Genomic DNA, 12,937 nt, shown 5'->3' on the forward strand with positions numbered 1-12,937 from the left:
CCGGCTCGGCAGTATCAGGCTCTAAGCCGTTGAAAATTGGCGATATCGAGGTCGCCACCCCGGTCTTCCTGGCGCCGATGTCGGGGGTCACCGACTCGCCCGTCCGCCGGCTTGCCGCCGAGCTTGGGGCCGGTCTGGTCGTGTCCGAAATGACCGCCAGCGATGAGCTCGCGAACGGCCACAAGATGTCTCGGTTGCGCTGCGAAGCGACCGGGATCGGGCCTCATGTGGTCCAGCTCGCCGGCTGCGAGGCGCATTGGATGGCCGAGGGGGCCCGGATCGCCGAAGCCGGAGGCGCCGACATCATCGACATCAACATGGGCTGTCCGGCCCGGCACGTCACCGGCGGCCAGTCCGGCTCCGCCCTGATGCGCGATCTCGATCATGCCGTCAGCCTGATCGATGCGACGATCGCCGCGGTGAAGGTGCCGGTGACCCTGAAGATGCGGCTCGGCTGGGACGATCACACCCGCAACGCGCCGGAATTGGCGCGGCGTGCGGAAGCCGCCGGCATCAAGCTCGTCACCGTGCACGGCCGCACCCGCTGTCAGTTTTACAAGGGCGAGGCCGATTGGGATGCGATCCGCGCGGTGCGCGAAGCGATCTCCATTCCGCTCGTCGTCAATGGCGACATCACCACTTACGAGAAGGCGCTCGCGGCGTTGGAGGCCTCCGGTGCCGATGCCGTGATGATCGGCCGCGGCGCGCAGGGGCAACCTTGGTTGCCCGGCGAGATCGGCCGCCGTCTGAAGGGCGGGGCGGTCGAAGCCGCGCCGTCGCTCGAGACCCAGCTGCATTATGTCCGTACGCTCTATGAAGGCGTCTGCGCGCTCTACGGCCTGCGCATCGGCCTCCGGCACGCACGCAAACATCTCGGCTGGGCGCTCGACATCGCGGCCGATGTGAGCCGTGCGCCGGCCGAGAAGCTGAAAGCTTGGCGCCAGAAGATCCTCACCTCCGAGGATCCGCGCCTCGTCCACCAGTCGCTGCAAGATGCCTTCGACGATTTCGCATGGAGCGCTGCTGCATGAGCTCAGCCGCTGACCATCGCCGGCCGCTTCCGTCCGAGAGCGATGCGATCCTGGATGCGCTGCCCAATCCCGTGCTCATGATCGGGCCGGACGGCAAGATCGTCGCCGCCAACATCGCGACCGAAGCCTTCTTCGACATCTCGACGCAATTCCTGAAACGGCAGTCGCTGAAAGAGCTGGTCCCATTCGGCAGCCCCTTGCTGGCGCTGATCGACCAGGTTCGTTCGTCCAACTCGCCGGTCAACGAATACAAGGTCGATCTGGGCACGCCGCGCATGGGCGGCGACCGCCAGGTCGATCTGCATGTCGCTCCTCTGACGGAGCGGCCCGGCCATATCGTGGTGATGCTCCAGGAGCGCTCCATCGCCGACAAGATGGACCGCCAGCTCACCCATCGCAGCGCCGCGCGCTCGGTGATCGCGCTAGCCGCCATGCTCGCGCATGAGATCAAGAATCCGCTCTCCGGCATCCGCGGCGCGGCGCAGCTGCTGGAGCAGCAGGCCTCGTCCGAGGACCGCATGCTGACGCGGCTGATCTGCGACGAGGCCGACCGCATCGTGACGCTGGTCGACCGCATGGAGGTGTTCGGCGACGAGCGCCCCGTGGTGCGCGGTCCCGTCAACATCCATTCCGTGCTCGACCACGTGAAGCGACTGGCGCAGTCGGGCTTTGCCCGCAACATCCGCTTCATCGAAGATTATGATCCCTCGCTGCCGCCGGTCCTGGCGAACCAGGATCAGCTCGTCCAGGTGTTCCTCAACCTCGTGAAGAACGCCGCCGAAGCGCTGATCGACGTCCCCGACGCCGAGATCCAGCTCACCACGGCGTTCCGTCCCGGCGTGCGCCTGTCAGTCCCCGGTCAAAAATCCCGTGTATCGCTGCCGCTTGAGTTCTGCGTGAAGGACAACGGACCAGGCGTGCCGGACGATCTTCTGCCCAACCTGTTCGATCCCTTCGTGACCACCAAGCAGACCGGCTCGGGTCTTGGCCTGGCGCTGGTCGCAAAGATCATCGGAGATCACGGGGGCATCATCGAATGCGAGTCTCAGCCACGCAAGACCACCTTCCGCGTGCTGATGCCGATGTATTCCACATCGGTCAAACATGCCGATCAAAGCAGCCGCGACGGCTCTGCCGGGAAGTCGTCGTCTGCGTCACAGGGGGCGAAATGAGGATTAACGATGCCCGCAGGTAGCATTCTCGTTGCTGATGACGACACCGCCATCCGCACGGTTCTCAATCAGGCGCTGTCCCGCGCCGGCTACGAAGTCCGGCTCACCGGCAATGCCGCAACGCTGTGGCGATGGGTCAGCCAGGGGGAGGGCGATCTCGTCATCACCGACGTGGTGATGCCCGACGAGAACGCCTTCGACCTGCTGCCGCGAATCAAGAAGATGCGGCCGAATCTGCCCGTCATCGTCATGAGCGCGCAGAACACGTTCATGACCGCGATCCGCGCCTCCGAACGCGGTGCGTACGAATATCTGCCAAAGCCCTTCGACCTGAAGGAGCTGATCGCCATCGTCGGCCGCGCGCTTGCCGAGCCGAAGGAACGGGTCTCGACGCCGGACGAGGACGCCGAGATGGAGGCGATCCCGCTGGTCGGCCGCTCGCCGGCGATGCAGGAAATCTACCGCGTGCTGGCGCGTCTGATGCAGACCGACCTCACGGTGATGATCACGGGCGAGTCCGGTACCGGCAAGGAGCTGGTGGCGCGCGCGCTGCACGATTACGGCAAGCGCCGCAACGGCCCGTTCGTCGCGGTCAACATGGCGGCGATCCCGCGTGACCTCATCGAGTCCGAACTGTTCGGCCACGAGCGCGGCGCCTTCACCGGCGCCAACACCCGCGCTTCGGGCCGGTTCGAGCAGGCCGAGGGCGGCACGCTGTTCCTGGACGAGATCGGCGACATGCCGATGGAGGCGCAGACCCGCCTGCTGCGTGTGCTCCAGCAGGGCGAATACACCACCGTCGGCGGCCGCACTCCGATCAAGACCGACGTGCGGATCGTCGCGGCGTCCAACAAGGACCTGCGCGTCCTGATCCAGCAGGGCCTGTTCCGCGAGGATCTGTTCTTCCGCCTCAACGTTGTGCCGCTGCGGCTGCCCCCCTTGCGCGAGCGCATCGAAGACCTGCCGGACCTCGTGCGGCACTTCTTCACGCTGGCCGAGAAGGACGGCCTGCCGCCGAAGAAGCTCGATGCGCTGGCGCTGGAGCGGATGAAGCAGCACCGCTGGCCCGGCAACGTGCGCGAGCTCGAGAACCTCGCCCGGCGCCTCGCCGCGCTTTACCCGCAGGACGTGATCACGGGCTCCGTCATCGACGGCGAGCTGGCGCCCCCCACGGTCAGCCCCGGTGCCGCAGTCCAGCAGGGCGTCGACAATCTCGGCGGCGCGGTCGAGGCCTATCTGTCCTCGCACTTCCAGGGCTTCCCGAACGGCGTACCGCCGCCGGGCCTCTATCATCGCATCCTCAAGGAGATCGAGGTGCCGCTGCTCACGGCCGCGCTCGCCGCCACCCGCGGCAACCAGATCCGCGCCGCCGATTTGCTCGGCCTCAACCGCAACACGCTGCGGAAGAAGATCCGGGATCTCGATATCCAGGTGTATCGGAGCGGGGGCTAGTCTTCCCGAACGGACGGTGGCTCAGCTCCCCCTACCAAAGCGGAGCTGAGCCTGTCCGGATCGCGTTGGCCGTTGTGGCTGACGCGATGAGCAAAAGTCCGAATCGGGCCGAAACGTTCCGTTGGAACGTATGAATTGTTATTCAACCGCGGCGCGCTGCATCGCGCTCATCTGATCAGCCGCGCCGAGGCCGGCTGGGCGCTGGCGACGTTCGCCAGCGGCTGCTGCACCCCGAGACCGTTGACCAAGAGGTCGGCGGCTACGATCAGCAGCAGCACGGCCGACACCATCATCGCGAGAAAGAACCTGTCCATGGCGGTCAAGCCGCAGGGGCGGGAATCCGTTCCCGCAAGCGAGGTTTGCCAGAACAGCGGCCTGTGGATGCGCCGGTCCGTCGCGGCGAGGGCGCCGCGGAATTGTCGCAATTCGGCAACAATGTGGTAGGAATACATCAGTATCCGCCCACCGCGGACCCCGTTTTCAGCACCATTGCCGGAATGACCAGCGCAGACACCTCGGCCGCACACTTCGACACGGCTCCAGCGGAAGAACCCCGACGTTGGTCGGTGCGGCGCTGGCTGGCGCCCCTTGCCGTGGCGATGGCGTTGCTATCGGCCCTCCTGACCTTCCTGGTCCTGACCGGTCTCACGCGGATCGAAACGACGCCGGAGGTGGTCCGCTCGTTCTATCTGATCAATGCGGCGACGATCCTGCTGCTGGTCGGCATCATCGTCCGCGAGCTCTGGCAGCTGATCCTGGCGCGGCGGCGAGGCCGGGCGGCGGCGCGCCTCCACGTCCAGATCGTCAGCCTGTTCTCGATCGTGGCGGTGCTGCCGGCGGTGCTGGTCGCCGTCGTCGCCAACGTCACCATCGAGCGCGGCCTCGACCGGCTGTTCTCCGGCCCGACCAAGGAGGTGATCCAGAATTCGCTGACGATCGCACGCGCCTACATGCAGGACCACGCGCAGCTGATCCGCGGCGACATTCTCGGCATGGCCAATGATATCGCCCACGCCCGGCCGCTCTACGACCAGGACCGCCGCTCGTTCCGTGAGCTGCTGACCGCCAGCGCCGGCTCCCGCAACCTGCCGGGCGCGATGATCATCGACAAGAACACCAACATCCTGGAATCGGCCGACACCGGCATGCGGCTCGCCTATTCGCCGCCGGCGCCGGACTTCCTCAGCAATGTCAACGAATCCGAGCCCGAGATCGCGGTGTTGCCGGATGCGAGCTTCGTCGCCGCCGTGATCCGCCTGCGCGCCTTCAGCGACACCTTCCTCTATGTCGCGCGGCCGCTCGATCCGAACGTCGTCAACCAGCTCAAGCAGACCGAGGTCAGCGTCGCCGAATACGCCCAGATCGAGTCGCGCCGGCTCGGCATCCAGGTCGCCTTCGCGCTGATGTTCGCGGTGATCGCGCTCACCATCCTGATGGCCTCGGTGCTGATCGGCCTCAACTTCGCCAACTCGCTGGTGGCCCCGATCCGGAGGCTGATGAACGCGGCCCACACGGTCTCGACCGGCGACCTCCATGTGAAGGTGCCCGTGCATCAGTCGGAAGGCGACCTGGCCCAGCTGGGTGAGACCTTCAACAAGATGACGCAGGAATTGCGCAGCCAGCGCGACGAGCTCGTCAACGCGAGTGATCTCATCGACAGCCGCCGCCGCTTCATCGAGGCCGTGCTGTCCTCGGCGAGCGCCGGCATCATCGGCGTCGACAATTCGGGCAGCGTCGGCATCCTCAACCGCTCCGCCGAGAAGCTGATCGGGCACTCCGAAGCCGAGACGCTCGGCCATCCGCTCTCCGACGTGCTGCCCGAGCTCGAGGAGATGATGAAGACGGCGCGGGAAGGGACCCAGCGCCTGGTACAGGGCCAGATCACGATCACGCGCGACGGCACCGAGCGCAACCTGTCGGTCCGCGTCAGCGCCGAGAAGACCAGCCAACCGCACGACAGCTACATCATCACGCTCGACGACATCACCGAGCTGGTCTCGGCGCAGCGCACCTCGGCCTGGGGCGACGTCGCGCGCCGCATCGCCCACGAGATCAAGAATCCGCTGACGCCGATCCAGCTCTCGGCCGAGCGCATCCGCCGCAAGTTCGGCAAGGACATCACCGAGACCAAGGACAAGCAGATCTTCGAGCAGTGCACCGACACCATCGTGCGCCAGGTCGACGATATCCGCCGCATGGTCGACGAGTTCTCGCGCTTCGCACGGATGCCGAAGCCGGTGATGGAGGGCGAGGATGTCGCCGACACAGTGCGGCAGGCGGTGTTCCTGATGAAGGTCGCCCATCCCGAGATCGATATCGAGGCCGAATTCAAGGAAGATCCGCTGCGCGCCCAGTTCGACCGGCGGCTGATTTCGCAGGCGGTCACCAACATCGTCAAGAACGCCACCGAGGCGATCGAGCAGGTCCCGCCGGAGGAGCTCGGCAAGGATTACGGCAAGGGCCGCATCGACGTCGTGGTCTCGCGCGAGGGCGAGGACGTGCTGATCGACGTCATCGACAACGGCATCGGCCTGCCCAAGGTCGCGCGCTCGCGACTCCTCGAGCCTTATGTGACGACGCGGGCCAAGGGCACCGGCCTTGGCCTGGCGATCGTCGGCCGCGTGCTCGAAGACCATGGCGGGCGCATTGAGCTGAAGGACGCTTCCGATTTCCGTGAGGGCCAGCGCGGCGCGTGGATGCGGATGCGTTTTGCGATCTCCGGTGCCCCCGCGAAGAGCGAGGGGACCGTGCAGGCATCGCCGGCCGCAAACGCGGTCACGGACATCGCCAAGCCCCCCGAAACAAAACAGCCGGCCGCCGAAACCAAAGAGCCGGCTGAAAAGACCAATGATTCAACGAAGATCGAAGCCTCAACAGGCATCTGACAAGACAGGCGCGAACCATGGCAAGTGAAATTCTGATTGTCGATGATGAGGCCGATATTCGCGATCTCGTCGCGGGCATTCTCGAAGACGAGGGCTTCGTGACCCGGACCGCTCGCGACAGCGATACGGCGCTCGCCGAGATCGCCAATCGCAGGCCGCATCTGGTGTTTCTCGACATCTGGCTCCAGGGCTCCAAGCTCGATGGCTTGCAGCTGCTGGAGCAGGTCAAGAAGGACAATGCCGATCTGCCGGTCGTGATGATCTCCGGCCACGGCAACATCGAGACCGCGGTCGCCGCGATCAAGCGCGGCGCCTACGATTTCATCGAGAAGCCGTTCAAGGCCGACCGGCTGATCCTGGTCGCGAACAGGGCGCTCGAGAACTCGCGGCTCAAGCGCGAGGTCAAGGAGCTGAAGCAGCTCGCGCCGAGCGCAAGCTCGCTCGTCGGCCGCTCGCCGAGCATGAACCAGCTGCGCCAGACCATCGACCGCGCGGCCAAGGCCAACAGCCGCATCCTGATCGTCGGCCCGGCCGGCGCCGGCAAGGAGCTGACCGCGCGCACGCTGCATACGGCCTCGGGCCGCGCCGATGGTCCGTTCGTCGTGATCAATGCCGCCGCGATCACGCCGGAGCGCATGGAGCACGAGATGTTCGGCGTCGAACAGTCCAATGGCGAGCAGCCGCGCAAGCCCGGCGCGCTCGAGGAAGCCCATGGCGGCACGCTGTTCATCGACGAGATCGCGGACATGCCGCGCGAGACCCAGAACAAGATCTTGCGCGTGCTGGTCGAGCAGTCGTTCCAGCGCGTCGGCGGCACCGCCAAGGTGCAGGTCGACGTCCGCATCATCTCCTCCACCGCGCGAAATCTCGAAGAGGAGATCGCGGCCGGCCATTTCCGCGAAGACCTCTATCATCGGCTCTCGGTGGTGCCGATCCGCGTGCCCGCGCTCTCGGAGCGGCGCGAGGACATCCCGGAATTGATCGACTATTTCATGGAGCAGATCTCGGCCGGCAGCGGCCTGCCCAAGCGGCAGATCGGGCAGGACGCGATGGCGGTGCTGCAATCGCATGTGTGGCCGGGCAACGTGCGCCAGCTCCGCAACAACGTTGAGAGAGTCATGATTCTGGCTGCGGGCGGACCGGAGGTGATCATCACCGCGGACATGCTGCCGCAGGATGTCGGCTCGATGGTACCGGCGATGCCGACCAGCAACAACGGTGAGCACATCATGGGGCTGCCGCTGCGCGAAGCGCGCGAAGTGTTCGAGCGCGACTATTTGATTGCACAGATCAGCCGTTTTTCAGGAAATATTTCTCGCACGGCTGAGTTTGTTGGCATGGAACGTTCGGCATTGCACCGGAAGCTGAAGGCGCTCGGCGTCGGCTGACACCGCGACGTCGCGGCCGCACCTCAGGGATTAGCGAGGAAAATCATCGATTTCCGTAGTTTTTCGGGGCAATTGGGCGTGGCCTGCCGCGTGAAGCGGCTTGCCTAATAACCCGTCCTGTCCTCTAATTGAACCGCTGTTCCTCCGAGGGGGATCTCATGAGGAATAGCAACCGGAAGAGGCCCCGAATTTCATAAAGAGGGCCACAACCGGCGCAATAAAAAGAAACTCAAAGCGAGAAAAAAACAATGGCGGCAGACCGCGCACAAAACCTACAGGACACCTTCCTCAATCACGTTCGCAAAACCAAGACGCCACTGACGATCTTTCTGGTCAACGGAGTGAAGCTCCAGGGCATCGTGACCTGGTTCGACAATTTCTGTTTGCTGCTTCGGCGCGACGGTCACTCGCAGCTTGTCTACAAGCATGCGATCTCGACCATCATGCCGGGCGCTCCGATCCAGTTGTTCGAAGGCGGCGAGGATCAGCCGGCTTGAGAGTGATCTGATTGGAACCCCGGAATTTCGACGGGGAGGCCGACCGTCCGCGGTCGGCAGGGGCGAAGCAGACGGGGCGGGTGCTTGTCATCGGCCCCTACTTGCGTGTGCGCGCGGGCGGTGCCGACACGCAATCGGAAAGCCATGTTCAGCGTGACGCGGAGGCAAGGCTCGATGAGGCCGCCGGCCTCGCGCGGGCGATCGACCTCGTCATTGCCGACGCCATCATCGCGCCGATCAGCCAGATCCGCCCCGCGACCTATATCGGCAAGGGCAAGGTCGAAGAGATCGCCGCGCTGGCCAAGAGCCTCGACGTCGAGCTCGTGGTGATGGATTGCGCCCTGGCGCCGATCCAGCAGCGCAATCTCGAGAAGGAGCTGCACGCCAAGGTGCTCGACCGCACCGGCCTCATCCTGGAGATCTTCGGCCGCCGCGCCAAGACCAAGGAAGGCTCGCTCCAGGTCGAGCTTGCGCATCTCAACTACCAGCGCTCGCGCCTCGTGCGCTCCTGGACCCATCTCGAACGCCAGCGCGGCGGTTTCGGGTTCATGGGCGGTCCCGGCGAGACGCAGATCGAGGCTGACCGCCGCCTGATCCAGGAGCGCATCTCGAAACTCGAGGGCGAGCTGAAGAAGGTGCAGGCGACGCGGCGGCTGCATCGCGCCGGGCGCCAGCGCGTGCCGTATCGCGTCGTCGCGCTGGTCGGCTACACCAATGCCGGCAAGTCGACGCTGTTCAACCGCCTGACCCGCGCCGACGTTCAGGCCGCCGACATGCTGTTCGCGACACTCGATCCGACGCTACGCGCGCTTACCTTGCCGCATGGCGGCAAGGCGATGCTGTCCGACACCGTCGGCTTCATCTCTAACCTGCCGACTCAGCTCGTCGCCGCCTTCCGCGCCACGCTGGAAGAGGTGCTGGAAGCCGACGTCATCCTGCATGTGCGCGACATCTCGCACGAGGATGCCGAGGCCCAGCAGAGCGACGTCGACGCGGTGCTGCGCCAGCTCGGCATCAACCCTGACGATTCCGGCCGCATCATCGAGGTCTGGAACAAGATCGACCGTTACGATGCCGAACAGCGCGAAGAGCTTCTGAACATCGCCGCGCGCCGGCCGGCGGATCACCCGGCGATGCTGGTCTCGGCCGTGTCAGGCGAGGGGATCGACGCACTGCTCGCCGCCATCGAGGAACGGCTCGCCGCAAAGCGCACCACGCTCGATCTCTCCATCGACGCCGCCGACGGCGCCGGCATCAGCTGGCTGCATCGAAATGCGGAGGTGCTGGCGAAGGAGCTGCACGACGGCCGCTTCGACATGACCGTACGGGTCGACGAGACCAAGCGGGATATCGTGGTGAACCGGTTCGATGCCGTGCCGCGCGTGGCGTGATCCGAGGGGCGCGGTGCGCCCGACCGGCCTGCGATATCGACCATATCCTCGTTTCCGGGTTGAGACGCGTAACGCTAGAAAGGAATGGTCAGGCCCGGATTTTTCGCTTGCGCCTTGGTATAGGCGACGCCGTGGACCTTGATGCCACGCTCGTCCAGCAGCGAAATGATACCGCCCTGGTTCGACAATTCCATCGGCTTCTGCACGACGACGGCGAGCGTGCCCCCGGCAGCGATCTTCCCTGACAGGACCATCTTGTTCTTCTGCTTGTCGGCCAGCATCCAGCCGGTGAGGTCGATGTCGCGATCGGCCGTATTGAGCAGCGTGACGACTTCCCGCTCGGGCGTCTTCAAGGCGTTGACGAGTGCTGCAATGATGCGCACGAGTCCGTCAGGCATCTGCCCGGTCGGAGGAGCGGTCGGATCTGGTGGCTGTGTCGGCGCGCCGAGATCGATGGGGTCGCCGGTCTTGTCGTCGGTGTGCCAGGCCTGCGTCTGGAATTTGAGGAAGACCGCCGTCCATAGCTTCTGATCCGGGAATTCGAACACCAGCCCGCCGTCTTGCCATGGCCCGTTGTCGCCCGAGAACCTTCCGATCGGATTTCCCTGATTCATATGGATGTCGTGAATGCCGCGACCCGGCCGGAAGCCGAAATAATTGTCCGCCTTGGTCTCCGGCCCCCATGTCTCACCGAATGCGTAGATCATCGCGCTTTCGTTTGAGAGCGCGCGCTGGACGAACTGGTCGAGCTTCTCGTTGAGGTCATTGTCGGGTCCGGGCACGGACAGCGGCAGCGGGATCATCTCCTGGGGCTGCATCAGATTGCCGCGAATGAAGTCCAGCGCGATGCTGGCCGGCTTCGGCGGCTGCGGGTGCAGGCCCTCCGGCAGCGTCGCGAGATGATCGGTGATCGGATGGACAAAGTGCGATCGCACCAGGAACTCGACTTCGCTTCCGTCGCCTGACTGCACATTGACGGCGATGCGGAAATCCGCGTTGTCGGCCACGACATGGACTTGATAGTGCGGCGACTGGCCGGTGCCGAAACGCATCGCGATCGGGCGTCCCTTGAGGACCGAATAGTGCTTTAGTGGCATCGCACTCACCTGAGGTTTCGGCTGCGCGGGCTCCGTTGTTCAACTTTAGACTGCTTGTCGTGACGGTTTCATGGCTTCACTGCGATCCGCCATGACCGCTCGCTGCATTCGGGAAAAGATGCTGACCTATATCTCCTTCGCGACCGCTTCGATCCTTGCGGATAAGCCGATGGAGCATGCCACAACGCTAGCGGCGGGCCTCTCGGCGAGGCTCTGATACCGGTTTCGCCTCACTCTTCGCCGCGTTCCACAGCGCGTCCATCTCCGCCAGCGACGCCTGCTCGAGCGTCCGCCCCTGCGCCTCGAGCGCGCGCTCGATGAAGGCGAAGCGCCGCTCGAACTTTGCATTCGTCGCGCGTAGCGCGGCTTCCGGATCGGCGTCGACGTGGCGGGCGAGATTGACCAGCGCGAACATGAGATCGCCGGTTTCCTCCGCCAGCCCCTCGCTGTCGTTGCGATCGAGCGCGGCCTCGATCTCGTCGGCTTCCTCGCGGATTTTCGCCAGCACCGCGCGCGGGTCGTTCCAGTCGAAGCCGACCGTCGAGGCCTTGCGCTGGAGCTCCATCGCGCGCGTCAGCGCGGGCTGACCGGCCTTGACGCCCGAGAGTAACGACTTGTGCGTCGGCGCTTCCTCCGGCGGCCGGCGCGCCGCACGTTCGGCTTTCTCCTCGGCCTTGATGCGATCCCAGACTTCCTTGACGTGGGAGGAGGCGAGATTGCCGTCCTTGTCGGCGAAGACATGGGGATGGCGCCTGATCATCTTGCGGGTGATGGCTTCCACGACGTCGCCGAAGGCAAAGGCATTCTGCTCCGAAGCCATCTGGGCGTGAAACACGACCTGGAGCAGAAGGTCGCCGAGCTCCTCTCTGAGATCGTCGAGATCGCCACGGCTGATGGCCTCGACCACCTCATAGGCTTCCTCGATCGTGTAGGGCGCGATCGTCGCAAAATTCTGCTCGAGGTCCCAGGGGCAGCCGGTCACCGGCGTGCGCAGCGCCGCCATGATCTCGATCAGGCGGGAAATGTCACGGGAAGGGGTCATTGCGGGGCAGTCTCCTGGCTCCGAAGCCTTATGCCAAAAGCGGCCCGCCGTTCCCAGCACGGCGCGCCGGAACAGGCCGATTTCCACTGATTGGCGGCAGATTGGCGAGGTGCTAAAGCGCGGGCCATGAGTGACGCATTTTCATCACAAACCGCGCTGGTGCTGTTTTCCGGCGGCCAGGATTCCACCACCTGCCTCGCCTGGGCGCTGAATCGCTTTGCACGCGTGGAGACGCTGGGGTTCGACTACGGCCAGCGCCATGCCATCGAGCTTGCCTGCCGCGACCGGCTGTTCGACGGCATCAAGGGCCTGCGCGCAGACTGGGCCGCAAGGCTCGGCGAGAGCCACACGCTGTCGATCCCGACGCTGGCGGCCGTGTCCGAGACGGCGCTGACGCGCGACGTCGCGATCGCGATGGGCGCCGACGGCCTGCCGAACACGTTCGTGCCCGGCCGCAATCTGGTGTTCCTGACGTTTGCCGCGGCGCTCGCCTACCGGCGCGGCATCACCCACATCGTCGGCGGCATGTGCGAGACCGATTATTCCGGCTATCCCGATTGCCGCGACGACACCATCCGCGCCATGCAGGCCGCGCTCTCGCTCGGCATGGCCAGGCAATTCGAGTTGCATACGCCGCTGATGTGGATCGACAAGGCGGCGACGTGGCAGCTCGCCCACGACCTCGGCGGCGCAGGGCTGGTCGACCTCATCCGCGAACAGTCGCACACCTGCTATCTCGGCGAACGCGGCGCGCAGCATGATTGGGGATACGGATGCGGCGAGTGCCCGGCGTGCAGCTTGCGGGCGAAGGGATGGCGGGAGTTTGCGGCGGGGCGCTGAGGCCAGACATTCGGTGTCATTCCCCGCGAAAGCGGGTGATCCAGTATCCCAGAGACCGTGCTTGAGCCGAGAGGCCGCGGCGTACTGGATCCCTGCTTCCGCGGGGAATGACAGCGGAGGGCCTGGCACGAGCGTGCCTCTT

At 65.2% G+C, this 12,937-nt stretch carries 11 protein-coding genes; 8 read left to right on the plus strand and 3 right to left on the minus strand.

From position 1 onward, the window contains the following. The first annotated feature begins 29 nt into the window (after positions 1-29). The 3 genes from dusB to ntrC are packed head-to-tail and all read left to right on the plus strand — an operon-like array spanning position 30 to position 3,655. Positions 30-1,031: a tRNA dihydrouridine synthase DusB gene (dusB, locus tag AB7008_RS25980; RefSeq protein ID WP_304489776.1), complete on the plus strand. Its 1,002-nt coding sequence runs from the start codon at positions 30-32 to the stop codon at positions 1,029-1,031. Then, complete coding sequence (locus tag AB7008_RS25985) at positions 1,028-2,203, plus strand: two-component system sensor histidine kinase NtrB (protein ID WP_014495336.1); 1,176 nt, start codon at positions 1,028-1,030, stop codon at positions 2,201-2,203. The genes dusB and AB7008_RS25985 overlap by 4 nt, the downstream gene beginning before the upstream one ends. Before the next feature lie 9 nt (positions 2,204-2,212). Beyond that, the gene (gene ntrC / locus AB7008_RS25990) at positions 2,213-3,655 is read left to right on the plus strand and encodes a nitrogen regulation protein NR(I) (protein WP_028147560.1); all 1,443 of its coding nucleotides are present in this window, start codon (positions 2,213-2,215) and stop codon (positions 3,653-3,655) included. Positions 3,656-3,822: 167 nt separating this feature from the next. On the opposite strand, the gene AB7008_RS25995 is transcribed toward ntrC, so the two are convergent. Beyond that, positions 3,823-4,107: a histidine kinase gene (locus AB7008_RS25995; RefSeq protein ID WP_247310338.1), complete on the minus strand. Its 285-nt coding sequence runs from the start codon at positions 4,105-4,107 to the stop codon at positions 3,823-3,825. A 45-nt stretch (positions 4,108-4,152) separates the two neighbouring features. Here AB7008_RS25995 and AB7008_RS26000 point away from each other — a divergent pair, with 45 nt between their 5' ends. The 4 genes from AB7008_RS26000 to hflX all read left to right on the plus strand — a co-directional run bounded on the left by AB7008_RS26000 (position 4,153) and on the right by hflX (position 9,816). Next, positions 4,153-6,540: a sensor histidine kinase gene (locus AB7008_RS26000; RefSeq protein WP_304489777.1), complete on the plus strand. Its 2,388-nt coding sequence runs from the start codon at positions 4,153-4,155 to the stop codon at positions 6,538-6,540. Between the two features lie 17 nt (positions 6,541-6,557). Continuing rightward, positions 6,558-7,928, plus strand: a complete 1,371-nt coding sequence (ntrX, locus tag AB7008_RS26005; protein ID WP_014495332.1) for a nitrogen assimilation response regulator NtrX — start codon at positions 6,558-6,560, stop codon at positions 7,926-7,928. 248 nt (positions 7,929-8,176) lie between these two features. Continuing rightward, positions 8,177-8,425 (plus strand): RNA chaperone Hfq, encoded by a 249-nt coding sequence (gene hfq, locus AB7008_RS26010; RefSeq protein ID WP_007591126.1) that lies wholly within the window; start codon positions 8,177-8,179, stop codon positions 8,423-8,425. Positions 8,426-8,436: 11 nt separating this feature from the next. Further along, positions 8,437-9,816, plus strand: a complete 1,380-nt coding sequence (hflX, locus tag AB7008_RS26015; RefSeq protein WP_304489778.1) for a GTPase HflX — start codon at positions 8,437-8,439, stop codon at positions 9,814-9,816. Between the two features lie 74 nt (positions 9,817-9,890). Here the strand turns inward: hflX and AB7008_RS26020 are convergent, their stop codons facing one another. Next, positions 9,891-10,913 (minus strand): DUF2278 family protein, encoded by a 1,023-nt coding sequence (locus AB7008_RS26020; protein WP_441259746.1) that lies wholly within the window; start codon positions 10,911-10,913, stop codon positions 9,891-9,893. 187 nt (positions 10,914-11,100) lie between these two features. Further along, positions 11,101-11,955 carry a nucleoside triphosphate pyrophosphohydrolase gene (gene mazG / locus AB7008_RS26025; protein WP_304489780.1) on the minus strand — a complete coding sequence of 285 codons (855 nt, stop codon included), beginning with the start codon at positions 11,953-11,955 and terminating at the stop codon, positions 11,101-11,103. 126 nt (positions 11,956-12,081) lie between these two features. On the opposite strand from mazG, the gene queC reads away from it, so the two are divergent. Beyond that, complete coding sequence (gene queC, locus AB7008_RS26030; RefSeq protein ID WP_248883300.1) at positions 12,082-12,795, plus strand: 7-cyano-7-deazaguanine synthase QueC; 714 nt, start codon at positions 12,082-12,084, stop codon at positions 12,793-12,795. Positions 12,796-12,937 lie beyond the last annotated feature (142 nt).

The organism is Bradyrhizobium sp. 521_C7_N1_3 (assembly GCF_052075975.1).
Lineage (GTDB): Bacteria > Pseudomonadota > Alphaproteobacteria > Rhizobiales > Xanthobacteraceae > Bradyrhizobium > Bradyrhizobium japonicum.

Coding starts and splice junctions, on each gene's coding strand:
- AB7008_RS25985 (WP_014495336.1), top strand. CDS start 1,028: ATGAGCTCAGCCGCTGACCATCGCCGGCCGCTTCCGTCCGAGAGCGAT.
- ntrC (WP_028147560.1), top strand. CDS start 2,213: ATGCCCGCAGGTAGCATTCTCGTTGCTGATGACGACACCGCCATCCGC.
- AB7008_RS25995 (WP_247310338.1), bottom strand. CDS start 4,107: ATGTATTCCTACCACATTGTTGCCGAATTGCGACAATTCCGCGGCGCC.
- AB7008_RS26000 (WP_304489777.1), top strand. CDS start 4,153: ATGACCAGCGCAGACACCTCGGCCGCACACTTCGACACGGCTCCAGCG.
- ntrX (WP_014495332.1), top strand. CDS start 6,558: ATGGCAAGTGAAATTCTGATTGTCGATGATGAGGCCGATATTCGCGAT.
- hfq (WP_007591126.1), top strand. CDS start 8,177: ATGGCGGCAGACCGCGCACAAAACCTACAGGACACCTTCCTCAATCAC.
- AB7008_RS26020 (WP_441259746.1), bottom strand. CDS start 10,913: ATGCCACTAAAGCACTATTCGGTCCTCAAGGGACGCCCGATCGCGATG.
- mazG (WP_304489780.1), bottom strand. CDS start 11,955: ATGACCCCTTCCCGTGACATTTCCCGCCTGATCGAGATCATGGCGGCG.
- queC (WP_248883300.1), top strand. CDS start 12,082: ATGAGTGACGCATTTTCATCACAAACCGCGCTGGTGCTGTTTTCCGGC.